General features: G+C 66.6%; 17 protein-coding genes. 12 read left to right on the forward strand and 5 right to left on the reverse strand.

Annotated features, from left to right (window positions below; genetic code table 11):
- The first annotated feature begins 74 nt into the window (after window positions 1-74).
- Together glmU and glmS are read left to right on the forward strand one after the other, a co-directional pair.
- Window positions 75-1,427 carry a bifunctional UDP-N-acetylglucosamine diphosphorylase/glucosamine-1-phosphate N-acetyltransferase GlmU gene (glmU, locus tag GGR43_RS16025; RefSeq protein ID WP_188072998.1) on the forward strand — a complete coding sequence of 451 codons (1,353 nt, stop codon included), beginning with the start codon at window positions 75-77 and terminating at the stop codon, window positions 1,425-1,427.
- On the forward strand, window positions 1,428-3,251 hold the full coding sequence (glmS, locus tag GGR43_RS16030) for a glutamine--fructose-6-phosphate transaminase (isomerizing) (protein ID WP_188072999.1): 1,824 nt from the start codon (window positions 1,428-1,430) through the stop codon (window positions 3,249-3,251).
- A gap of 191 nt (window positions 3,252-3,442) precedes the next feature.
- Here the strand turns inward: glmS and GGR43_RS16035 are convergent, their stop codons facing one another.
- From GGR43_RS16035 to GGR43_RS16045, 3 genes are all read right to left on the reverse strand, one after another.
- On the reverse strand, window positions 3,443-5,962 hold the full coding sequence (locus GGR43_RS16035) for a TonB-dependent receptor (protein WP_188073000.1): 2,520 nt from the start codon (window positions 5,960-5,962) through the stop codon (window positions 3,443-3,445).
- Window positions 5,963-6,073: 111 nt separating this feature from the next.
- Window positions 6,074-6,253 carry a YezD family protein gene (locus GGR43_RS16040; RefSeq protein WP_188073001.1) on the reverse strand — a complete coding sequence of 60 codons (180 nt, stop codon included), beginning with the start codon at window positions 6,251-6,253 and terminating at the stop codon, window positions 6,074-6,076.
- A 166-nt stretch (window positions 6,254-6,419) separates the two neighbouring features.
- Complete coding sequence (locus GGR43_RS16045; RefSeq protein ID WP_188073002.1) at window positions 6,420-7,085, reverse strand: RBBP9/YdeN family alpha/beta hydrolase; 666 nt, start codon at window positions 7,083-7,085, stop codon at window positions 6,420-6,422.
- A 278-nt stretch (window positions 7,086-7,363) separates the two neighbouring features.
- Here GGR43_RS16045 and trxB point away from each other — a divergent pair, with 278 nt between their 5' ends.
- Window positions 7,364-8,338 (forward strand): thioredoxin-disulfide reductase, encoded by a 975-nt coding sequence (gene trxB, locus GGR43_RS16050; protein ID WP_188073003.1) that lies wholly within the window; start codon window positions 7,364-7,366, stop codon window positions 8,336-8,338.
- A 114-nt stretch (window positions 8,339-8,452) separates the two neighbouring features.
- Here trxB and GGR43_RS16055 read toward each other — a convergent pair whose 3' ends face one another.
- Together GGR43_RS16055 and GGR43_RS23900 are read right to left on the reverse strand one after the other, a co-directional pair.
- Entirely contained in the window at window positions 8,453-8,740 is a 288-nt protein-coding gene (locus tag GGR43_RS16055) for an acyl carrier protein (protein WP_188073004.1), read from the reverse strand.
- Window positions 8,741-8,755: 15 nt separating this feature from the next.
- A complete protein-coding gene (locus tag GGR43_RS23900) occupies window positions 8,756-9,748 on the reverse strand; it encodes a GNAT family N-acetyltransferase (RefSeq protein ID WP_188073005.1) in 993 nt (330 codons plus the stop codon).
- Window positions 9,749-9,859: 111 nt separating this feature from the next.
- Here GGR43_RS23900 and GGR43_RS16065 point away from each other — a divergent pair, with 111 nt between their 5' ends.
- The 9 genes from GGR43_RS16065 (at window position 9,860) to GGR43_RS16105 (ending at window position 20,856) form a co-directional block, all read left to right on the forward strand.
- Window positions 9,860-11,425, forward strand: a complete 1,566-nt coding sequence (locus GGR43_RS16065) for an acyl-CoA ligase (AMP-forming), exosortase A system-associated (protein WP_188073006.1) — start codon at window positions 9,860-9,862, stop codon at window positions 11,423-11,425.
- Complete coding sequence (locus GGR43_RS16070) at window positions 11,422-12,657, forward strand: pyridoxal-dependent decarboxylase, exosortase A system-associated (protein ID WP_188073007.1); 1,236 nt, start codon at window positions 11,422-11,424, stop codon at window positions 12,655-12,657. Before GGR43_RS16065 ends, GGR43_RS16070 begins: the two co-directional genes overlap by 4 nt.
- Window positions 12,658-12,906: 249 nt before the next feature.
- Entirely contained in the window at window positions 12,907-13,551 is a 645-nt protein-coding gene (locus GGR43_RS16075) for an XrtA/PEP-CTERM system exopolysaccharide export protein (RefSeq protein ID WP_188073008.1), read from the forward strand.
- A gap of 50 nt (window positions 13,552-13,601) precedes the next feature.
- A complete protein-coding gene (locus GGR43_RS16080) occupies window positions 13,602-15,113 on the forward strand; it encodes an XrtA system polysaccharide chain length determinant (RefSeq protein ID WP_188073009.1) in 1,512 nt (503 codons plus the stop codon).
- A gap of 11 nt (window positions 15,114-15,124) precedes the next feature.
- Window positions 15,125-16,150 carry a P-loop NTPase gene (locus GGR43_RS16085; RefSeq protein WP_188073010.1) on the forward strand — a complete coding sequence of 342 codons (1,026 nt, stop codon included), beginning with the start codon at window positions 15,125-15,127 and terminating at the stop codon, window positions 16,148-16,150.
- The gene (locus GGR43_RS16090) at window positions 16,150-17,778 is read left to right on the forward strand and encodes a TonB-dependent receptor (protein ID WP_188073011.1); all 1,629 of its coding nucleotides are present in this window, start codon (window positions 16,150-16,152) and stop codon (window positions 17,776-17,778) included. Before GGR43_RS16085 ends, GGR43_RS16090 begins: the two co-directional genes overlap by 1 nt.
- Before the next feature lie 42 nt (window positions 17,779-17,820).
- The gene (locus GGR43_RS16095; RefSeq protein ID WP_188073012.1) at window positions 17,821-18,924 is read left to right on the forward strand and encodes an XrtA/PEP-CTERM system-associated ATPase; all 1,104 of its coding nucleotides are present in this window, start codon (window positions 17,821-17,823) and stop codon (window positions 18,922-18,924) included.
- 31 nt (window positions 18,925-18,955) lie between these two features.
- Window positions 18,956-19,816 (forward strand): XrtA system polysaccharide deacetylase, encoded by an 861-nt coding sequence (locus GGR43_RS16100; protein ID WP_188073040.1) that lies wholly within the window; start codon window positions 18,956-18,958, stop codon window positions 19,814-19,816.
- Window positions 19,798-20,856: a FemAB family XrtA/PEP-CTERM system-associated protein gene (locus tag GGR43_RS16105; protein ID WP_188073013.1), complete on the forward strand. Its 1,059-nt coding sequence runs from the start codon at window positions 19,798-19,800 to the stop codon at window positions 20,854-20,856. The genes GGR43_RS16100 and GGR43_RS16105 overlap by 19 nt, the downstream gene beginning before the upstream one ends.
- The last annotated feature ends 8 nt before the right edge of the window (window positions 20,857-20,864 follow it).

Raw genomic sequence — 20,864 nt, forward strand, 5'->3', positions numbered from 1 at the left:
TTATGGAATATGCAAGGCAAACATGGCAGAGGGGCAGAAATGTCAGCATCAAGGCCCAGCCACAGGGAATCGGAATGACCATCAGTCAACGCCCGCTCGCCGCCATCATCCTCGCCGCAGGGCAGGGGACGCGCATGAAATCCGCCCGGCACAAGGTGCTGCATCCGGTGGCGGGGCGGCCGATGCTGCTCCACCTGCTGGAGGCGGTGGAGGCGCTGGGCGTCGATCGCAAGGTTGTGGTGGTCGGCTCCGGGCGGGAGCAGGTGGAGGCCGCCGTCGCGGGCAAGGGCGTTTCGATCGCGGTGCAGGACCGGCAACTGGGCACCGGCCATGCCGTCGCGCAGGCGCATGACGCGCTCGCCGGCTTCGCCGGGGATGTGCTGATCCTCTATGGCGACGTGCCGCTGGTGCGGACCGAGACGATGCGCGCGATGGTCGAGCGGCTGAACCGGGGCGACGAGCCGCGCGCGGTGGTGCTGGGCTTCCGTCCCGATGATGCCGCAGCCTATGGCCGGATCGTCGCCGATGCGCAGGGCGTCATCGCCAAGATGGTCGAATATAAGGATGCCTCGTCGGAGGAACGGGCGATAACCCTTTGTAACAGCGGCCTTATGGCTGTCCGGTCGAGCGACCTGTTCGTGCTGCTCGACCGCATCGGCAACGACAATGCGGCCGGGGAATATTATCTGCCCGACATCGTGATGCTGCCCGGCGCGACCAGCGCGGTGATCGAGACCGACGCGGACGAAGTGGCGGGCGTCAACAGCCGCGCCGAACTGGCCGGGGTGGAGCGCATCTGGCAGGATCGCCGCCGCGCCGAGGCGATGCGCGAGGGCGTGACGCTGATCGCGCCGGAAACGATCTTCTTCTCCCACGATACGAAGCTGGAGCGCGACGTGGTGGTGGAGCCGCACGTGGTGTTCGGCCCCGGCGTGACGGTCGAGGAAGGCGCGGTCATTCACAGCTTCTCCCACATCGAGGGAGCAATCGTCCGTAAGGGCGCGGAAATAGGGCCTTATGCTCGGCTACGCCCCGGCGCGCAGATCGGCGTCAAGGCGAAGGTCGGCAATTTCGTCGAGATCAAGAAGGCGGTGCTGGGCGATGGCGCCAAGGCCAACCATCTTTCCTATATCGGCGACGCCGATGTGGGCGCGGGGGCGAATATCGGCGCGGGCACGATCACCTGCAATTATGACGGCTTCTTCAAATATCGCACGCAGATCGGCGCGGGCGCGTTCATCGGTTCCAACAGCGCGCTGGTCGCGCCGGTGAAGGTGGGCGACGGCGCGATCGTCGCGGCGGGCAGCGTGCTGACGGCGGACGTCTCCGCCGATGCGCTGGCGCTGGTTCGCCCGGCGCAGACGGAAAAGCCCGGCTGGGCAAAGCGATTTCGCACGGCGATGCAGGAACGAAAGGCAAAACGGTAAATGTGCGGCATTATCGGTATAGTCGGCAAGGAAGAGGTGGCCGATCGGCTGCTCGATGGACTGCGGCGTCTCGAATATCGTGGCTATGACAGCGCCGGGGTGGCCAGCGTGCATGACGGCGCGATCGAGCGCCGCCGGGCCGAAGGCAAGCTCGCCAATCTCGCGAAGGAACTGGTCGCCGAGCCGCTGCCCGGCACGACCGGCATCGCCCATACCCGCTGGGCGACCCATGGCGCGCCCACGACCAGCAACGCCCATCCTCATGCGACGCAAGAGGTTGCGCTGGTACATAACGGAATTATCGAGAATTTTAAGCCGTTGCGCGAAGAGCTGATCGCGCGCGGCCGCCATTTCGACAGCCAGACCGATACAGAGGTCGTCGCCCATCTGGTCAGCGAACTGGTGGAGCAGGGCGCCAGCCCGCAGGAAGCGGTGCAGCAGGTGCTGCCCCGCCTGCACGGGGCCTTCGCGCTGGCGATCCTGTTCCGCCGGCATCCCGACCTGCTGATCGGCGCGCGGCTCGGCTCGCCGCTGGTGGTGGGCTATGGCGAGGGCGAGACCTATCTCGGCTCGGACGCGCTGGCGCTCGCGCCGCTGACCCAGCGCATCGCCTATCTGGATGAGGGCGACTGGGTGGTGATCACCCGCGAGGGCGCGCAGATTTTCGACCGCGACAATGTTCCGGTCGAGCGGCCGGTGACGCTGTCCGGCGTTTCCGGCGCGATGATCGACAAGGGCAACCATCGCCATTTCATGGCCAAGGAGATCTACGAGCAGCCCGTCGTCGTCGCCCAGACGCTGCGCTCCTATCTGCGGCGGATGGAAAATCAGGTGGCACTGCCGGATATGGATTTCGACCTGGCGGGGGTGAGGCGCATCACCATCGTCGCCTGCGGCACCAGCTATTATGCGGGGCTGATCGCGAAATACTGGTTCGAGACGTTCGCGCGCGTGCCGGTCGACATCGATGTCGCCAGCGAGTTCCGCTATCGCGACCCGGTGCTGGAGCCGGGCGGGCTGGCGCTGTTCATCAGCCAGTCGGGCGAAACCGCCGACACGCTGGCGGCGCTGCGCCATGCGCGAGCAGAACGGCAGATCATCGCCGTGGTCGTCAACGTGCCGACCAGCTCGATGGCGCGGGAGGCGGACCTGCTGCTGCCGACCCATGCCGGGCCGGAGATCGGCGTCGCCTCGACCAAGGCGTTCACCTGCCAGCTGGCGGTGCTGGCGGCGCTGGCGGCCAATCTGGCGCGCGTCAAGGGTCGGCTCAGCCCGGAGGAGGAGGCGGAGATTGTCTACCATCTGTCCGAAGCGCCCGCGGCGATGAACGACGCGCTGTCGCATGACGAAGAGATTGAGGCGATGGCCCACCTGATCGCGCCCGCGCGCGACGTCCTCTATCTGGGGCGCGGGCAGGATTATCCGATGGCGCTGGAAGGTGCGCTGAAGCTTAAGGAAATCAGCTATATACACGCCGAAGGTTATGCGGCGGGAGAGATGAAGCACGGCCCGATCGCGCTGATCGACGATGCGGTGCCGGTGATCGTCATCGCGCCGTCCGGGCCGCTCTTTGAAAAGACCGTTTCCAACATGCAGGAAGTGCAGGCGCGCGGCGGCAAGGTGGTGCTGATCTCCGACGCGGAGGGCATCGCGGCGGCGGGCGACGGTTGCATGGCGACGATCGAGATGCCCAGGGTGCATCCGCTGATCGTTCCGCTGGTCTATGCGGTGCCGGTGCAACTGCTTGCCTACCATGTCGCGGTGGCCAAGGGCACGGACGTCGACCAGCCGCGCAACCTCGCCAAGTCGGTGACGGTGGAATAGGCGGCTTGATTCCGTTTCCTGCCATTCCTGTTCCGTCATGCCAGCGCAGGCTGGCATCTCGGGAGGTGTCGTGCACCATGGCCTGCGACCCCAGCCTACGCTGGGGTGACGATCCCGAAACAGTATCCCATCCCCCAAAAATTCGGGCCGGTCCCTTGTGAGGACCGGCCCGTAGGGAGCCATGGGATGGATCAGAAAGCGGCCTTCAATGTCAGGCCGTAGGTTCGCGGGTCGCCGGGTTGACCGGCAATAAGGCCGGTACTTCCGGATGTTACAGACAACATCTCATAATAGTCCACATCAAAGGCGTTGCGCACCCAGCCGAACACGTCGAAGCCGCTGTCCGTGCGGAAACCGGCGCGGACATTGGTGAGGGCATAGCCCTTGATCCAGGTATAGGCCGATTCCGACGGGTTGGACGAGAAGCGCGAGCGGTAGCTGCCGTCGACGCCCAGATAGACCTGCCCTTCCTGGCCCAGCAGGCCGGTCGGCGCATTGACTTCGGCGCCATAGGAAAGGCTCCACTTGGAAACGCCCGCAAGGCGCTGGCCGGAAATGTCGCAGCTGGCCGGACTGACGCCGCCGGGCGTGCCCGCGGGGCTGGCGTTCGCCTGATCGGGCGTGGTCGAGGGGCCACCCGACAGTTCCGGCGGGCAGGGCGCGCCGGTGAAGCGCACATAGGTGGCGTCGGTATAGGTGCCGCTCGCATAGGCGTTGAAGCGCTCGCTCGGCCGGAGGGAGAGATCCGCCTCGATGCCCTGCGTGCGCACCTTGTCCGCATTGGCGAGATAGCCGCGCGTCGTCGACACCGCGCCCGAATTGACCAGCGCCTGGAAGTTCCTGATATCGGTGCGGAAGGCGGAAAGGTTGAAGGTCGCCCGCCGATCCCAGAACTGGGATTTGATGCCCGCTTCGAAATGATGAACCTTTTCTGGCTTGATCGAGCCGACCTGCACCAGCGGGTTGCCGCTGGAATCGTTCGGCACGCCATTGAGGTTGATGCCGCCCGTCTTGAACGTCTTGGCATAGGTCGCATAGACCAGAACGTCCGGCGTGACCTTGTAGCTGACGTTGAAATCATAGGAGAAGTTCCACGCGCTGAAGCGTGGCTCGATCCGCTGCGGGGTCAGCTGGTCGCGCTGGGCGGCCACGCGTGGGTCGGTGATCAGCACGCCGTTGGCGTCGCGGAACAGCACCGGATTGCCCGCGCCGTCGAAAACGGTGCGCGAATAGAGACCCTTCTTCTTGTCATAGTTGACGCGCAGGCCGGGCTGGACCGTCAGCGCCTCGGTCACCTTCCAGCTGAGCTGGCCGAACAGGGCCGCGCTGGTATTGTCGAGGCGAATGTCGTTATAGGCGGTCACGCCCTCAAGCACGCTCGGATCGCAGGCCAGCTGGTTCGAGGCCGAGGGGCCGCAGCCGGAGCTGCCGGGCGGCACCTGCGCCACCGTGCCCGGATTGAGCAGCCAGCGGCTCGCCGCCGGGCCGAGCTGCTCGGTGCCCTGCGTGCGGACGGTCTGGTGGAAGCCGAAGGCGCCGACGACGAAGTCGAACCGGCGGCCCGAATAATTATAGCGGAATTCCTGCGTATACTGGTTCTGCTGCGACGGGTTCTGCGACAGGGTGGTGATCGGCAGGCCGGTGAAGTCGCGATCGTTCGCCGGTTTCCAGTCCCAATAGCGCCATGCCGTCACCGAGGTCAGCGTGCCCGGCCCGACATCCCATTTCACGCGCAGCGCCGCGCCGCCCAGTTCGTTCCCGGCGTTCAGATCGGCGTCGATGTCGGTCAGGCGATCAAAGCCGTTCCTGCTGACGACCGTATAGTTCTGCGCCGCCGCCAGCGCGTCATATTGGCGGTTGAGCGGGCGCTGCGTCTGCCCGACGCGCGCGAACACGGTGCCGCAGCATTCGGCGTTCTGCTTGTTGAAATCGCCCGACAGGGTGATGTCGAGATCGTCGTTCGGCCGGAACAGGATCTGGCCGCGCAGGCCGATATTGTCCTGCGCATTGATCCAGCGGTCGGTGGCGACGTTGTAGATGGTGCCGCGCCGGCTGGTCGAGGAGACGGCGAGGCGCGCCGCGACCGTATCGGACAGCGGGCCGGAGATGGCGGCCTTGGCCTGCTTGAAGCGCAGGTCGCCCACCGTCACCTCGGCGCGGCCCTCGAAATCGAAGGTCGGCTGCCGCGTGGTGATGTTGATCGCGCCTGCCGTGGTGTTCTTGCCGTAGAGCGTGCCCTGCGGGCCGCGCAGCACCTCCAGCTGGGCGACGTCGAGGAAATCGAGCGTCGCCGACGCGACGCGGGCATAATAGACGTCGTCGACATAGATGCCGACGCCCTGCTCGAAGCCGTCATTGGTGAGGCCGAACGGCGCGCCGATGCCGCGAATGCTGAGCGAGGTGTTGCGCGGGTTGGACGAATAATATTGCAGCGTCGGCGTCAGCTGTTGCAGGCGGTTGACGTTGAAGCTGCCGGTATTCTCCAGCGTGTCGGCGCTGACCACCGAAATGGCGAGCGGCACGTCCTGCGCCGATTCGGCGCGGCGGCGCGCGGTCACGGTGATCGCGCCTGCGTCATTGGCGCTCTCGGCCGCGGCGAGGGGGGAGAGCGCCGGCGGGCCGGTCTCTTCCGCATGGCTGGTGCCGATGGTGGCGCCGGCGATCAGGGCCGCACCGGCGCAGCCGGCGAGCCAATGGAAACGTGCGATCATGTTTTTCCCTTTCCGGTTCGATCACAGCGCCTCCGGTGGTCCGGTCAGCCTTGTTTTTCGATCTTTCCCTGTGTGTGTCTGGTTGATGATGATATTATTGTTTGCGCCCGTTCAGCGCGGGGTGAAGCGCCTCTTTTCCGTCACGTCGATCTGGACGACGCGGCCTTCATGGACCGTGACGGTGATGCTGCCGAAGCGCAGCCCTTCCAGCGCCTGCCTGATGCTGTCCAGGCTTTCGTTCAGTGCGTCCGAAGCCGATGGGGCGGCCGGTGCGGTTTGCGATAAACTCATGCCTCAGTCTCCTTCGTGCTTCGGTTTTATATCTATCTAAACAGTAGACAATAATTCAATATGTTTTGCATGCCCTAGTTTAGCTTTAGCGGCTCAGCCTTGGCCGGATCGGGAACAGGGAAGGCCGGGCAGGGCGATGATCGCGCCGCCGCCCGGCATATTTCTCTCAGAAACTCAGCGCCAGCGGCGAGAGCGGCGCGCTGGGGGCGAATATCCCGCTGTTGGCGCGGGCCGCGCCGATCCGCGCGCGGCGGACGAGGCGGCGGAGCAGATAGAGACCGAAATCCCAGCTGCCGATACCCGATTCGGCGTTGATATGGCCGATCTCGCCCGCGTCGGCGAAATCGCTGCCCCAGAAGAAGGCCAGACGCCGCGCCCGCTGAAGATCGATATAAGGATCGTTGCGGCTGGCCGCGAGGATGGACGGGAAGGGCAATATGCCCCGCGCGGCGGGCGCGAAGGGGGTCAGCCTCGGGTCGATCGCCGCATGGTCCAGTTCCGGCGGCGCGACCAGCAGCGCGCCCGCGACCGGGCCGCCGAAGCCGGGCTTCTGCTGCTGCGCCCAGCGGGCGACCGCGTGGCAACCCAGGCTGTGCGCGACGAGGAACACCGGTGCCTCGGCCTGCGCGATCGCCGCGTTCAGGCGGTCGGGCCAGAGATCCGGGTCGGGCTTTTCCCAGCTGCCGAGGTTCACCCGGCGGCAGTTCGGCAAGGCTTCTTCCCAGAGGCTTTGCCAATGGTCGGGACCGCTATTGTTGAGGCCCGGAACGGTCAGAATGTGCGGCGCGTCGCCGCCTTCGTCATGGGGCGTGAATAAGGTCGATATGTGCATAGCCACTATCCCTTCTGAAAAGAAGCAGGCCGGTCGACTCGGAATACGTCCCGACAATTGCATGATATCTCAACCATTGAAGTAGACAAGTTCGCGGCGACGAACCGGTGGCGGCATGAGGCGGGTTGCGACGAGTCGAGTGGGAGAGCGGAAGACGGGAGCGGGCGGAAGCGAGGGCGAAAGGCGCGATTGTCCGGCCCCAAGCTTTCCCCCTCTTGCGTTCCCGATGGGGAAACCTATGTGCTTTCCCGCATCGACGGAAAACAGGGAAAGACCGCATGACCACCACGACCCACAGCCGCATGTTGATTCTCGGATCGGGGCCGGCCGGGCTGTCCGCCGCCATCTATGCCGCGCGCGCGGGGCTGAAGCCGGTGGTGGTGCAGGGCATGCAGCCGGGCGGCCAGCTGACCATCACCACGGATGTGGAGAATTACCCCGGCTTCCGCGAGGTGATCCAGGGGCCGTGGCTGATGCAGGAGATGCAGGCCCAGGCCGAGCATGTCGGCGCCGGGATGGTGTGGGATCAGATCGTCGATGTCGACCTGTCGCAGCGTCCCTTCCGCCTGACCGGCGACGGCGGGAACGTCTACACCGCCGACACGCTGGTCATCAGCACCGGCGCGCAGGCCAAATGGCTGGGCGTCGAAGGGGAAGAGGCGCTGTCGGGCAAGGGCGTTTCGGCCTGCGCGACCTGCGACGGCTTCTTCTATCGCGGCAAGAAGGTGGTGGTGATCGGCGGCGGCAACACCGCCGTCGAGGAAGCGCTCTACCTCACCAATCATTCGCAGGACGTGACGCTGATCCATCGCCGCGATTCGCTGCGGGCCGAGAAGATATTGCAGGAGCGGCTGTTCGCCCATCCCAACATCAAGATACTGTGGAACAAGGCGGTGAAGCGCTTCGTCGGCGGCGAAGGGGCGGCGGGCCTTGTCGGCGTCGATCTGATCGACACCATGACCGGCGAGGAGACGCACGAGCCGACCGATGGCGCGTTCGTCGCGATCGGCCACAAGCCCGCGACCGAATTGTTCGAGGGCAAGCTTGAACTGGACGAAGGCTATATCGTGGTCGAGAAGGGCACGTCGAAAACCGCCATTCCCGGCGTGTTCGCGGCCGGTGACGTCACCGACAAGATCTATCGCCAGGCGGTGACGGCGGCGGGCATGGGCTGCATGGCCGCGCTCGATGCGGAGCGCTTCCTTGCCGAAGCGGATTTCGAGGCCACGAAGGCGGCTGCGGCGGCGGAGTAAGCCTGTTGTCCGTCATCCCAGCGGAGGCTGGGATCGTGTGAGGCTGGGTTCCGTGCTATCGAGAACGATGCCAGCCTGCGCTGGCATGACGATGATGGTGGGATGAGAAGGCTGTCAGCCCAGCTTGCCCCGGACGAAATCGGCCAGCGAACCGAAGCTTTCGAAGGTCTCGCCGTCCACATCGTCATCGTCGATCAGGATCGAGAATCGGTCCTCCATCTCCGTCAGCAGGGTGGCGACGGCCATCGAATCGAGCTCCGGCAGCGCCCCGAACAAGGGCGTTTCCGGGGTGAAGGCGTTCACGCGCTCGGCGGAAAGGCCCAGCACGTCCTGCAATACGGCCCGCAGGGTGTCGTCGATGGACGCTCGCGGCGCGTCTTCTTTCAAGGGGTCTGCACGCATGACGGGCCTCTACCCTCAACCGGGCCGGCGGACAAGTTGGGAAATGCGCGTCCGCAGCGCGGGCAGCCACATGCGCGCCTTGCGCGGGTCGAAGCAGTCGAGCCGCAGCATCGGCCGCGTCCGCTCCATCCAGTCGCGCTTATAGGCGTTGTTGCCGGTGCCATAGTCGATATGGGCGACCTTTTCCCGGTCGATCATGTGATGGAACAGGAAATGGCTGAGCAGCGTGCCGGGCGAGTTGCGGTCATGGGCGCTGTCATGCGCGATCTTGTGCACGCAGGCGGTGTCGCCTTCGATCGTCCAGAGCTGCACGGCCACCGGTGCCCCTTCCGCGCGGGCGATGCCCAGGCGCAGCGCCCCGCGCGCGGCGGCCTCTTCCGCCAGCGCGCGCACCATCGCGGGAAAGGGCTCGGCATTCTTCCAGCTGGCGCTGTAGACCGCCTGATAATCGAGCCACAGCGCGTCGGTCATTTCCTCATGGATCTCGAAACCATAGGGCTGCAACCGCCCCTTGCGGCGGACGGCGGAGCGCAGCTTGCCGGGGCGGCCAGCCCAATAGGTCGCGAAATCGCGCCCGTCGAGGTCGAGATAATGGTTGCTGTTCTGATCGGTCAGCAGCGCGATCCACCCCGCCGAGGCGAAGGCGTCGCGCATCAGGCGCGCGGTGCCGTCGTCGAGCAGCGGATAGAAGCTGACGCGGTTGTACCGCCCCCGCAGCCGGGCGGCGATCTCCGCCACCAATGCCTGCTGCCCGGCGCGGGACGGGTGGCCCTCGACAATGGGGCCGTAGGAAAAGCTGTAATAATTGGCGAGCGCGCCCAGCTGGTCGCCGTCCTCGACCAGCGGCAGGGTAATCGACCGGCCGTCCGCCTCCGCCCGCAGCCAGAGGCACGACCTATCCGCGAAGCAATGGCGCGCCAGCATCTCGAACCAGGCGGCGCGCGCAAATCCATGGCCGCCGCCGGTCGCGGACATGCCTTGCGGGCGGTGGGATTCGATGATGGGCACCCGGTCTTTCCTCATTTGGGCCTGCCTGTCCTCGCCGCAGGCCCGTCTTTCCTTGCCGCCGGAATGTCTCTATCCCGCGACCGCATGATATTATAGCGCGAAGTGGTGCAGATGAGGTTAAGTGAATCGCCTTTACGGCCCATTGACCATCTCCCCGCCATGGGCCGGGCGGATGCGCTCGCCCTTGCGGGCAAGGCCGGGGCGCTGAGCTATGCCGGGCTGGAGCAGGCGACGGGCCGCCTCGCCGCCTGGCTGGCGGCGCAGGGTTTGCCGCGCGGCGGCAGGGTGGCGAGCTGGGTCGCCAAGGGGCGGCTCGCCTGCCTGATGCCGCTGGCCGCGCCGCGCGCGGGGCTGGTGCATGTGCCGATCAATCCGTTGCTCAAGCATGCGCAGGTCGCCCATATCCTCGCCGACAGCGGGGCGGGGCTGCTCATCGCCTCGTCGGCGCGTCTTGCGAGCCTTCAGGATGGGGACGCGCCCGGCTGCATGCTGCATGACGAAGGGGAGGTGCCGGCGCAGGCGGAAACGCTCGACCCGCTGCCGCCGGGCGAGGGCGCTCCCGACGATCTCGCCGCCTTGCTCTACACCAGCGGATCGACCGGGCGGCCCAAGGGGGTGATGGTCACGCACGCCAATCTCTGGCTGGGCGCGGTGTCGGTGGCGGAGTATCTGCGCCTGACGCCGCAGGACCGGGTGCTGGCGGTGCTGCCGTTCAGCTTCGACTATGGGCAGAACCAGCTGTTCTCGACCTGGGCGGCGGGCGGAACGGTGGTACCGCTCGACTATCTGACCGCGCGCGACGTCATCAAGGCGGTGGAGCGGGAGGGGATAACCGGCCTTGCGGGCGTGCCGCCGCTCTGGGTGCAACTGACCGAGGCGGACTGGCCCGCCGAAACCGCTGCGCGGCTGCGCTACCTCACCAACAGCGGCGGCGCGCTGACGCGGGGGCTGGTGAGGCGGCTGCGCGCGCTGTTCCCCAATGCCGATATCTATCCGATGTACGGGCTGACCGAGGCGTTCCGATCGACCTATTTGCCGCCGGAACTGGTCGCCTCCCACCCCGAAAGCATGGGGCGGGCGATCCCGCATGCGGAGATTCTGGTCTGCCGTCCCGATGGCAGTGTCACGGCGGATGACGAGCCGGGCGAACTGGTCCATTGCGGCCCGCTGGTCGCCAGGGGCTATTGGAACGACCCGGCGCGCACCGCCGAGCGCTTCCGCCCCGCGCCGCCCGCTTCCCGCCATGGCGGCATGGCGGTATGGTCGGGCGACAGGGTGCGGCGCGATGCCGGGGGGCTGCTCTATTTCGTCGGCCGCGACGACGCGATGATCAAATCCGCGGGCAACCGCATCAGCCCGACCGAGATAGAGGAAGCCGCGCAAGCCGTGCCCGGCGTCGCCGAGGCGGTGGCGCTGGGCATGCCCGACCGGCGGCTGGGACAGGCGATCCTGCTGCTCGTGCGGCCTGACGGGGGAGGGGCCGATGCGGGCGGCAGGGCGGACGCCGCCGCGCTGGAGGAGGCGATACGTGGGCGGTTCCGCGCCGAAATGCCCAATTACATGATGCCGGGGGAAATCAGGATGGTCGGGCAGTTCCCGAAAACCCCCAACGGCAAGATCGATCGTGTCGCGCTGGCCGGCGTCCATGCCCATCCGGCGGAGGAGAATAACGCATGAAACCATCAGGTCCGATCCCGCTCTGGTTCGAGGCGGAGGACGGCATGCTGCTGATCGGCGATTGCGGCGCGCGCTCGCTGATCGACGAGGCGGGCGATACGCCGCTGTTCGTCTACGACATGGGGACGGTGCGCTCCACCATCGGGCGGTTGCGGGTGGCGATGCCCGACGGGCTGCACCTTCATTATGCGATGAAGGCCAATCCGTTCCCTCCGCTGCTGGCGGCGATGACGGGGCTGGTCGACGGTTTCGACATAGCGTCGGGCGGGGAACTGGCGATGGCGCTGGAAGCCGGGATGGCGCCCGATCGCATCAGCTTCGCCGGGCCGGGCAAGCGTGACGACGAACTGCATGCCGCCATCGGCACGGGGGTGACGATCAACCTCGAATCCGAAGGCGAGGCACGGCGGGCGCTTGGCATGGCCGAGCGCCTCGGCGTCACGCCCCGCCTTGCCGTGCGCGTCAATCCGGATTTCGACCTCAAGGGGTCGGGCATGAAGATGGGCGGCGGCGCCAAGCCCTTCGGCGTGGACGCCGATCGCGCGGCGGCGCTCGCCCGGCAGGTGATCGACGCGGGGGCGGACTGGCGCGGCTGGCATATCTTCGCGGGCAGCCAGGCGCTCGACACGCTGGCGATCATCGAAGCGCAGGCGCAGACGGTCGCGCTGGCCGCGCGCCTTTCCGAAGAGGTCGGGCGCACGCCGCCGCTGGTCAATATCGGCGGCGGGCTGGGTGTGCCCTATTTCCCCGGCGACCTGCCGGTCGATGCCCGCGCGATCGGCCTCGCGCTGGAGGAGGCGCTGACCCTGCCGCCCGAAATATTGGAGGAAAGCGCCTTCGCGATGGAGCTGGGCCGCTATTTCGTCGCGGAGGCCGGCGTCTATCTGACCCGCGTGGTCGACGTGAAGGAAAGCCATGGCGAGCGCTTCGCCATCGTCGACGGCGGCCTGCACCATCAACTCGCGGCCAGCGGGAATTTCGGCACGGTGGTGCGGCGCAACTATCCGGTCGCCATCGCCAACAAATTCGGTGTGGAGAACGCCGCCGAGCCAGTCACCATCGCCGGGTGCCTGTGCACCCCGCTCGACCGCCTCGCCGACAAGGTGCTGCTGCCCCCGGTCCAGGAAGGGGATATCGTCGCCGTGTTCATGGCCGGGGCCTATGGCGCGACGGCCTCGCCCTCGGCTTTCCTCGGTCATGCCCCCGCGCGGGAAATGCTGGTGGGTGGGTAGAGCGTTTTCAAGTCAGATGGAACATCTGACGGCTCGGAAAACGCGACAAGCAAGGAATGCAGGACTCTGCCCGGTTCAATCTGAACAGGGTAGAGTCCGGGCCCCGCCGCCCGATACAGCTTTTTACCAATAGACTAACGCTATTTTCACCCTTTTCGGTCATTAGGCGGAAAAGGGTGTCCTTGCGTTACGCCTTCATTCCGGACGGAAGAAGGGGTAGATTGGGGCAGCAGAAATGAGGTGAATGACATGGCTTTCGGCCATATTTCGAAGCTTTTCATCAGTCTGGTCCTGTCCGCTCTCGTCCTGTCGGGATGCGCGGGCAGCGCTTCCGGGCCACAATTGCCGCCCGCTTCCTTCGTTTCCACGCAGGAAGGACCGGGTGAGGAATATGTGATCGGCCCGCTGGATGAACTGACAATTTTCGTCTGGCGCAACCCCGAACTGGGCGCCAAGGTGCAGGTGCGCCCGGACGGCCGCATCACCACGCCGCTCATCACCGACATGCCAGCGGTCGGCAAGACCTCGAAGATGCTGGCCGACGACATCAAGCTGGCGCTGTCGCAATATATCCAGAATCCGCTGGTCTCGGTGATCGTGGACAAGTTCTCCGGCACGTTCAGCCAGCAGGTGCGCATCGTCGGCGCGACCGACAAGCCCGCCTCGCTGCCCTATCGCGCCAACATGACGCTGCTCGACGCGATGATCGCGGTCGGCGGCCTGTCCGAATATGCGGCGGGCAACAAGGCGCGGCTGGTCCGGTTCGACAAGGACAGCGGCAAGCAGCGGGAATATGCGCTGCGCATCAACGATCTGATCAAGAAGGGCGACACCAAGGCCAATGTGCTGCTGGCGCCCGGCGACGTCATCATCATTCCCGAAAGCATGTTCTGACGCAAAGCCCGCCCTGAAAGCCGGTAAGGACGAGAGAAAAGAACGGACCGATGCCCAGTCTCTACGATGAACTGCTGATCGCCCTGCATGGCATATGGAACCGCCGCTGGCTGGCGCTGGGCGTCGCCTGGGCGGTGTGTGCGCTCGGCTGGCTCGCGGTGTCGATGATCCCCAACAGCTATCAGTCGCGGGCGAAGGTCTATGTGACCACCCAGTCCGTCATTCAGGACAAGGTCGGCATTTCCCCCGCCGAGCAGGAAAAGAGCCTCGCCGCGCTGCGCCAGACGCTGATGAGCTCGGACAATCTGGTGAAGGTGGTGCGCGGCACCGACCTCGCCGGAACCGTGGCCAGCGATGCCGATATCGCCGCGCGCGTGGGCATGCTGCGCAAGAACATCACCATCGTTTCCAACGACGACAATATGTTCGAGGTGTCGACCGTGATGAACGACAGCTCGATCTCCGACCGGGCCAATGCGCGCATCGCCCGTCAGGTGACGCAGAAGCTGATCGACCTGTTCCAGCAGGCGAACATCGCCGGCAACCGCGACGAAACGCGGCAGGGCCTCGCCTTCCTCGACCAGCAGATTTCCGAAACCGGCAAGGCGCTGGCCGCTGTCGAGCAGAAGCGGGTCGAGTTCGAGCAGCGCGTGGGCCTGCTCCCCGGCTCCGGCTCCATCGCCGACCGGGTGACGGCGGCGCGTAGCGAGCTGAACCAGCTCGAACCGCAGCTCGCGGCGGCGCAGAGCGCGCTGGCGGCGATCAACGGCCAGCTGGGCGGCACACCCGCCACCATCGCGGGCGCAGGCCCCTCCGGCGGGCCGACCGCGCTGACGCAGGCGCAGGCCGATCTCGCCGCCGCGAAGGCGCGCGGCTGGACCGCCGAACATCCCGACGTCATCGCCCTCCAGCGCCAGATCGCGGCGCTCGGCGCGCAGGGCGGCGGCGCGGCGGCGGCGACGGGCACGGCCAACCCCGCCTATCTCTCGCTCAAGTCGATGCAGGCCGAGCGCGCCGCCACGGTGCAGATGCTGCAAAGCCGCAAGGCGCAGATACAGGCGGACATCAACAGCATGGTGTCCCGCCAGATCACCCAGCCGGGGCTGGCGACCGAGCAGGAAAAGATCAACCGCGACTATGACGTTCTGAAGAACCAGTATGACAAGCTGCTGTCCGACCGCGAGGAAGTGCGGCTGCGCGGCGATGTGCAGAACGAGACGACCGGCACGACCTTCCGCGTGATCGACCCGCCGGGCGAACCGGGCGCGCCCGCTTCGCCCAACCGGCCGCTGCTGCTGGTCGGCGTGCTGATCGCGGGCGTGGGCGCGGGCGTCGGTTCGGCTTTCGCGCTGGGGCAGGTGCGTCAGACTTTCCCCACGGCGCAGAAACTGGCAAAAGCAACCGGGGCGCCCGTGATAGGATCGGTGACGGAAACGTTGAATCCGGCCCGGATGGCGGAACGTAATCGCAAGTTGAAGATGTTCATGGGCGGTTGCGCGGCACTGGGTTGTGCCTGCCTGCTGCTGATCGTGGTGGAATTCGTCCAGCGCGGCATGGCGTGAAGGGGAAGAGCATGGGTAAGCAGAATTTCCCGTTTGGCGGCGATCCCTCGTCGATCCGCCCGGCCCCGGCCAAAAGCGTGCTCGACCGCGCGAACGACCTGTTCCATTTCGAGCAGGCGATACGCGGCGACGCGCTGCCGCCGCTCGACATTCCTGCCGAGATGATCCCGCCGCCGCCCGAACCCGCGAAACCGGCCGATCCGGCCACCTTCGCCGCCGGGCAGGAGATCGGGGCGGAAGGGGAGGAAAGCGCTTCCGCTGCCTCTGCCCCTGCCGCCCCGCGCGCCCGCGACTGGACCGGCCCGGCGCGCAAGCTGGATCATGAGGCCATGGAGGAGGCGGGCTATCTGGTGCCCGGCGCCCCTGTCGGCCGCACTAGCGAGGAATTCCGCATCATCAAGCGGGAATTGCTGGCCCGCATCCGGGGCAGCCGCCAGCAGGAGGCGATCCCCAACGGCAATATCATCCTGATCGCCTCGGCCCATCCGGGCGACGGCAAGACCTATTGCGCGGTCAACCTCGCCCTGTCGCTGGCGGCGGAAAGTGGGCTGGAGATATTGCTGATCGATGCCGATATCGCCAAGCCCGGCATCCCGTCCAGCCTCGGCCTGACGCCGGGCAAGGGGATGATGGACGCGCTGGCCGACCCGCACCTGCCGGTGGAGGATCTGGTCATCCGCACCGACATCCCGTCGCTCTGCGTCCTTCCGGCAGGGCAGAGCACCGACCGGGATGCCGAATATATCTCGTCCGCCCGCATGGACGCGCTGATCGCGGCGCTGGTCGCCGGGCGGCCGGAGCGGGTGCTGATCTTCGATTCCCCGCCGTTGCTGGCGGCTTCCCCGGCGGCGGCTCTCGCCGGCCATGTGGGGCAGACCGTGCTGGTGGTGCGGGCGGATCGCACGACCGAAGGCGCCCTGCGCGATGCCGCCGGGTTGCTCAAGGAATGCCCGCATGTTCAGCTGCTGCTGAACGGCGTCCAGTTCTCGACGAGCGGACGCCGCTTCGGGAGCTATTATGCGAGGGAAGCGGACTGATGCCCTTTTTCTCTTCCTCCGGCGCGATGCCGCTGCGCCTCGGCGGCGCGGCGCTGGCGCTGGCCGTGACCGGGATCGCGCCGGGCAAGGCCTCCGCGCGCGTGGAGATCGCCCCCTATATCGAGGTCGACCAGACGGTCGTCACCGACATCAAGGGCGGCGACGGCGACCTCCTGACCTATACGACGCTCGCCGTGGGCGCGGACGGTTCGGTCGCGACGCGCCGGGCCGAGGCGCAGGTCAGCCTGCGCTACGAGCACCAGTTCGGCTGGAACCGCCGCACGCCCGATCAGGATATCTTTTCCGGCGTGGCGCGGGCGCGTTACTGGGCGATCCCCGAAACGCTGAGTCTTGAAGCCAGCGGCTTCGCCTCGCGGGTCCGCAGCGACGGTTTCTACGGCGCCAATAATTCGCTGGTCAGCGCGGGCAAGGCGACGGACGACGTCTATTCCTTCTATGTCGGCCCGACCCTCACCACCCATATCGACGACCTCTTCGTCAACGCCGCCTATCGCTTCGGCTATACGGAGATCGACACCGATGTGGGCTTCGATTCCAGCGGCAACCGCCAGCATTACGGCGCCTATGGCGACAGCACCTTCCATTCGCTGACAGGCTCTGTGGGCATGAAGCCGGGCGACCTGCCCTTCGGCTGGGTGGTCAGCGCGGGCTATGACCGCGAGAATTCCTCCGAGCTGAAGCAACGCTATACCGACGCATGGGTGCGGGGCGACGTCACCGTGCCGGTGACGCCCACGGTCGCGCTGGTCGGCGGCGTCGGCTATGAGAAGATCAGGATCACCCAGCAATCGGTGCTGGTGGATACTGTCACCGGGCTGCCGGTCATCGACGACAACGGCAATTATGCGGGCGATCCGTCCGTGCCCAGGGTGATCGCCTATGATACGGACGGCATCATGTGGGATGTCGGCGTGCTCTGGCGCCCCAGCCGCCGTACCTCGCTGGAGGTGCGGGTCGGCCGCCGCTATGATTCGATGCATTATGTCGGCACCTTCAGCTGGCAGACCGGGCCGGGCGGATCGTTCCAGATCGCCTATTTCGACACGATCGACAGCTTCGGGCGCGGGCTCAACAACAGCCTGTCGACGCTGCCCTTCGCCTTCGACGCGATGCGCAATCCGTTCACCGGCGACCTCACCGGCTGCCTGAGCGGGGAAAGCGGCGTCGATTGCCTCAACGATGCGCTGGCGGGGATCACCGCCGCCAATTACCGCCGCCGCGGCATACAGGCGCAATACAGCCTGTCGCAGGGCCGCTGGAACTGGGGCGTCGGCCTGGGCTGGTCGCAGCGCAAGTTCCTGGCGCCCGATACCGGCGTGCTGGCCGTGGTCAACGGCCTGAAGGACGATTATTATTACGGCACGGGCTTTGTCGGCGTGCGGCTCGACGCGGCGTCGTCCCTCACCGGAACGGTCTATGGCAATTACATGGATTCCGGCATGGGCGGGGTCAATGTGAGCAACTACGGCGCATGGGTCACCTATGCCCGCCAATATGGGCGGCGCCTCACCGGCCATGCCTCGGTCGGCCTGGACGCCCTCGATGCCACCGATGTCGAGCAGATCATCAGCCTGCTCGGCCGGATCGGCGTGCGCTATCAATTCTGACGGAAGCCGGGGGCGGCCGCGCCCCCAATGGAGATGAGAACGATGTACGATCAGTTTTATCAATTCCAGGGCAGACCGTTCCAGCTGACGCCCGACCCGCATTTCTATTTCGAGAGCGGCACGCATCGCAAGGCGCTGTCCTATCTGGGCTATGGCCTTGCGCAGGGCGAGGGCTTCATCGTCATCACCGGCGAGATCGGCGCGGGCAAGACCACGCTGGTCGGCCATGTGATGAACACCATAGATCCGGCGCGCCTGACCGCGATCAAGATCGTGTCGACGCAGGTGCAGGGCGACGACCTGCTGCGCCTGGTCGCGCAGGGCTTCGCCATCACCGACGAGCATCTGCCCAAGGCGCAGATGCTCCAGCGGATCGAGGCGTTCCTCCACGCGCAGGCGCGCAAGGGGCTGCGCACGCTGCTGATCGTCGACGAGGCGCAGAACCTGCCGCACAGTGCGGTCGAGGAGCTGCGGATGCTCAGCAATTTCCAGCTGGGCGGGCAGGCGCTGTTGCAGATATTCCTGCTCGGCCAGCCCGAATTCCGCGACCTGATGCACGGCCCGGAGATGGAGCAGTTGCGCCAGCGGGTGATCGCGACCCATCATCTCGAACCGATGCTGGAAAGCGAGATAGAGCCCTATATCGCGCACCGCCTGTCGCTGGTCGGCTGGCAGGGCGACCCGCATTTCACGCCGGAGGCGTTCGCCGCGATCTTCCGCGCGACCGACGGCATTCCGCGCCGGGTCAATGCGCTGATGAGCCGGGTGCTGCTGCTCGGCGCGGTCGACCAGCTGCATGAGATCGACGCGCAGGCGATAGAGACGGTCGCCGCCGACATGGCGGGCGACGGCACCTCCGCTTCCTCCGCACCGGAACCGGAGGCCGGGGACGCCGAGATGGCGCCCTCCACCGGGGATCAGCTGCATCAGGTGCGTGACGAGCTCGACGATCTGCGCCGGTCCATCGGTCAGAGCGCCAGCCTGACCGACGAACAGCGCGAGCTGGCCTCGCGGCTGGCGGGTATCGGCGACCGTCTGGCCCGGCTGGAACGGCAGAATGAGGAGCAGGAGGCGGCGCTGCGCCGCGTGCTGACGCTGCTGGTCGACTGGGTCGAGGCCGACGACCATGCCGTCCGCGCCGCATGAGATGCTTAATGCCCAGATGATCAATGCCCAGATGGTCAATGCCTTGTCGGTCGATGTGGAGGACTGGTTTCAGGTAGGGGCGTTCGAACGCACGATCGACCGCCGCGACTGGGATGGCCTCGAATGCCGGGTCGAGCGCAATGTCGATGCGGTGCTCGGCCTGTTCGCCGAAGGCGGCGTCAAGGCGACCTTCTTTTCGCTCGGCTGGGTGGCGGAACGCTTCCCGGCCGCGATCCGACGGATCGTCGAGGCCGGGCATGAGCTGGCGAGCCACGGCTATGACCATCAGCGCGTGTTCACCTTCACGCCCGATCAGTTCCGCGCCGACCTGCGCAAGGCGCGCGACCTGCTGGAGCAGGCGGGCGGCGTGGCGGTGAGCGGCTACCGCGCGCCCAGCTTCTCCATCGACGCGCGCACCCCCTGGGCGCATGAGATACTGGCCGAGGAAGGCTATGCCTATTCCAGCAGCGTCGTCCCGGTGGTGCACGACCATTATGGCTGGCCCGAAGCGCCGCGCTTCGCCTTCCATCCGGTACGGGGCAGCGATCTGGTGGAGCTGCCGGTCACGACCGCGCGCCTTGCCGGGCGTACGCTGGCGGCGGGCGGCGGGGGCTTTTTCCGCCTGCTGCCCTACGGCTTTTCGCGCTGGGCGGTGCGACAGGTGAACGGGCGGGATCGCCGCCCCGCGATCATCTATTTCCACCCGTGGGAGATCGATACCGGCCAGCCGCGCGTGGCGGGCGCGCCGCTCAGGTCGCGCATCCGCCATTATACCAATATCGGCGTGATGGCGCCCAAGCTGCGCCGCCTGATCCGCGATTTCCGCTGGGAACGCATCGACAGGCTGGTTGCCGGGCAGAAGGAGGCGGCGCCATGCTGGCCCACGCCCTGAATATCGATCTGGCCGATTTGTCCGACGCGCGGGAGGTCGAGGCGATCGACCGCTGGATCTGCGCGCGCGGGGATACGACGCCCTTCCACCGTCCGGCATGGATCGGCGCGGTGGCGAAGGGATGCCGTCAGCAGGCGCTGATGCTGGTCGCGCGCCGGGCAGGCGACATCTGCGGCGTGCTGCCGCTCAACCTCATCGCCTCGCGCCTTTTCGGCCGCGCCCTGGTATCGAGCGGCTTTGCCGTCGATGGAGGCATAGTGGCGGACGACAGCGCGACGGTGGAGGCGCTGGCCGGGCAATGCTGGCAATTGGCGGAGCGGCATCGCTGCCCCACGGCGGAGCTGCGCGGCGGCAGGTTGCCGGAGGACGGGTGGACGCGCAAGGGCGGCGCCTATCTCAACTTCGCCAGGCCGCTGGAGGCCGATGACGAGGCGCAGCTTCTCGCCGTGCCGCGCAAGCATCGCGCGGAGCTTCGCAAGGGCCTTTCCTTCGACCTCGATATCGAGATCGGGCGGGACAGGCGGCTGCTCGACATTCATTATCGCCTCTATGCCGAGAATGTGCACCGCCTCGGTACGCCGGTCTTTCCAAAGGCGATGTTCGAGGCCGTGCTCGCCGCCTTCGGCGAGGACGCCGACATCCTGCTGGTGAGCAAGGACGGCGCGCCGCTGACGACCATCTTCACCCTTTATCACGGGCAAAGCTGCATGCCCTATTGGCAGGGATCGGCGCTGGCGGCGCGGGCTTTCCGTTCCAACGAGGTCGCCTATTTCCACCTGATGGGCCATGCGCGGGCGCGCGGCTACAGCATATTCGATTTCGGCCGGTCGAAGGTCGGCACCGGTCCCGCCGCCTGGAAGAAGAGCTGGGGCTGGGAGGGCGAGCCGCTGGTCTATGCCGCCCGCGCCGCGCCGGGCCGGGAAGCGCGGGATATCAACCCGCTCTCGCCGCAATATCAGCGCAAGGTCGAATTGTGGAAGAAGCTGCCGCTGCCGCTCGCCAGCCTGCTTGGCCCCCATATCGCGCGGGGGCTGGGGTGAAGGCGGAG

This window comes from Sphingobium jiangsuense (genome assembly GCF_014196495.1).
GTDB lineage: Bacteria > Pseudomonadota > Alphaproteobacteria > Sphingomonadales > Sphingomonadaceae > Sphingobium > Sphingobium jiangsuense.

Bases quoted from the DNA above. Each gene is read 5' to 3' on its own strand.
- GGR43_RS16075 (WP_188073008.1), top strand. From the start codon at position 12,907: ATGGCTTTCGGCCATATTTCGAAGCTTTTCATCAGTCTGGTCCTGTCC.
- GGR43_RS16040 (WP_188073001.1), bottom strand. From the start codon at position 6,253: ATGAGTTTATCGCAAACCGCACCGGCCGCCCCATCGGCTTCGGACGCA.
- GGR43_RS16095 (WP_188073012.1), top strand. From the start codon at position 17,821: ATGTACGATCAGTTTTATCAATTCCAGGGCAGACCGTTCCAGCTGACG.
- GGR43_RS16085 (WP_188073010.1), top strand. From the start codon at position 15,125: ATGGGTAAGCAGAATTTCCCGTTTGGCGGCGATCCCTCGTCGATCCGC.
- GGR43_RS16100 (WP_188073040.1), top strand. From the start codon at position 18,956: ATGGTCAATGCCTTGTCGGTCGATGTGGAGGACTGGTTTCAGGTAGGG.
- trxB (WP_188073003.1), top strand. From the start codon at position 7,364: ATGACCACCACGACCCACAGCCGCATGTTGATTCTCGGATCGGGGCCG.
- GGR43_RS16045 (WP_188073002.1), bottom strand. From the start codon at position 7,085: ATGCACATATCGACCTTATTCACGCCCCATGACGAAGGCGGCGACGCG.
- GGR43_RS16105 (WP_188073013.1), top strand. From the start codon at position 19,798: ATGCTGGCCCACGCCCTGAATATCGATCTGGCCGATTTGTCCGACGCG.
- GGR43_RS16080 (WP_188073009.1), top strand. From the start codon at position 13,602: ATGCCCAGTCTCTACGATGAACTGCTGATCGCCCTGCATGGCATATGG.
- GGR43_RS16070 (WP_188073007.1), top strand. From the start codon at position 11,422: ATGAAACCATCAGGTCCGATCCCGCTCTGGTTCGAGGCGGAGGACGGC.
- GGR43_RS16065 (WP_188073006.1), top strand. From the start codon at position 9,860: ATGAGGTTAAGTGAATCGCCTTTACGGCCCATTGACCATCTCCCCGCC.
- glmU (WP_188072998.1), top strand. From the start codon at position 75: ATGACCATCAGTCAACGCCCGCTCGCCGCCATCATCCTCGCCGCAGGG.
- glmS (WP_188072999.1), top strand. From the start codon at position 1,428: ATGTGCGGCATTATCGGTATAGTCGGCAAGGAAGAGGTGGCCGATCGG.
- GGR43_RS16090 (WP_188073011.1), top strand. From the start codon at position 16,150: ATGCCCTTTTTCTCTTCCTCCGGCGCGATGCCGCTGCGCCTCGGCGGC.
- GGR43_RS16035 (WP_188073000.1), bottom strand. From the start codon at position 5,962: ATGATCGCACGTTTCCATTGGCTCGCCGGCTGCGCCGGTGCGGCCCTG.
- GGR43_RS16055 (WP_188073004.1), bottom strand. From the start codon at position 8,740: ATGCGTGCAGACCCCTTGAAAGAAGACGCGCCGCGAGCGTCCATCGAC.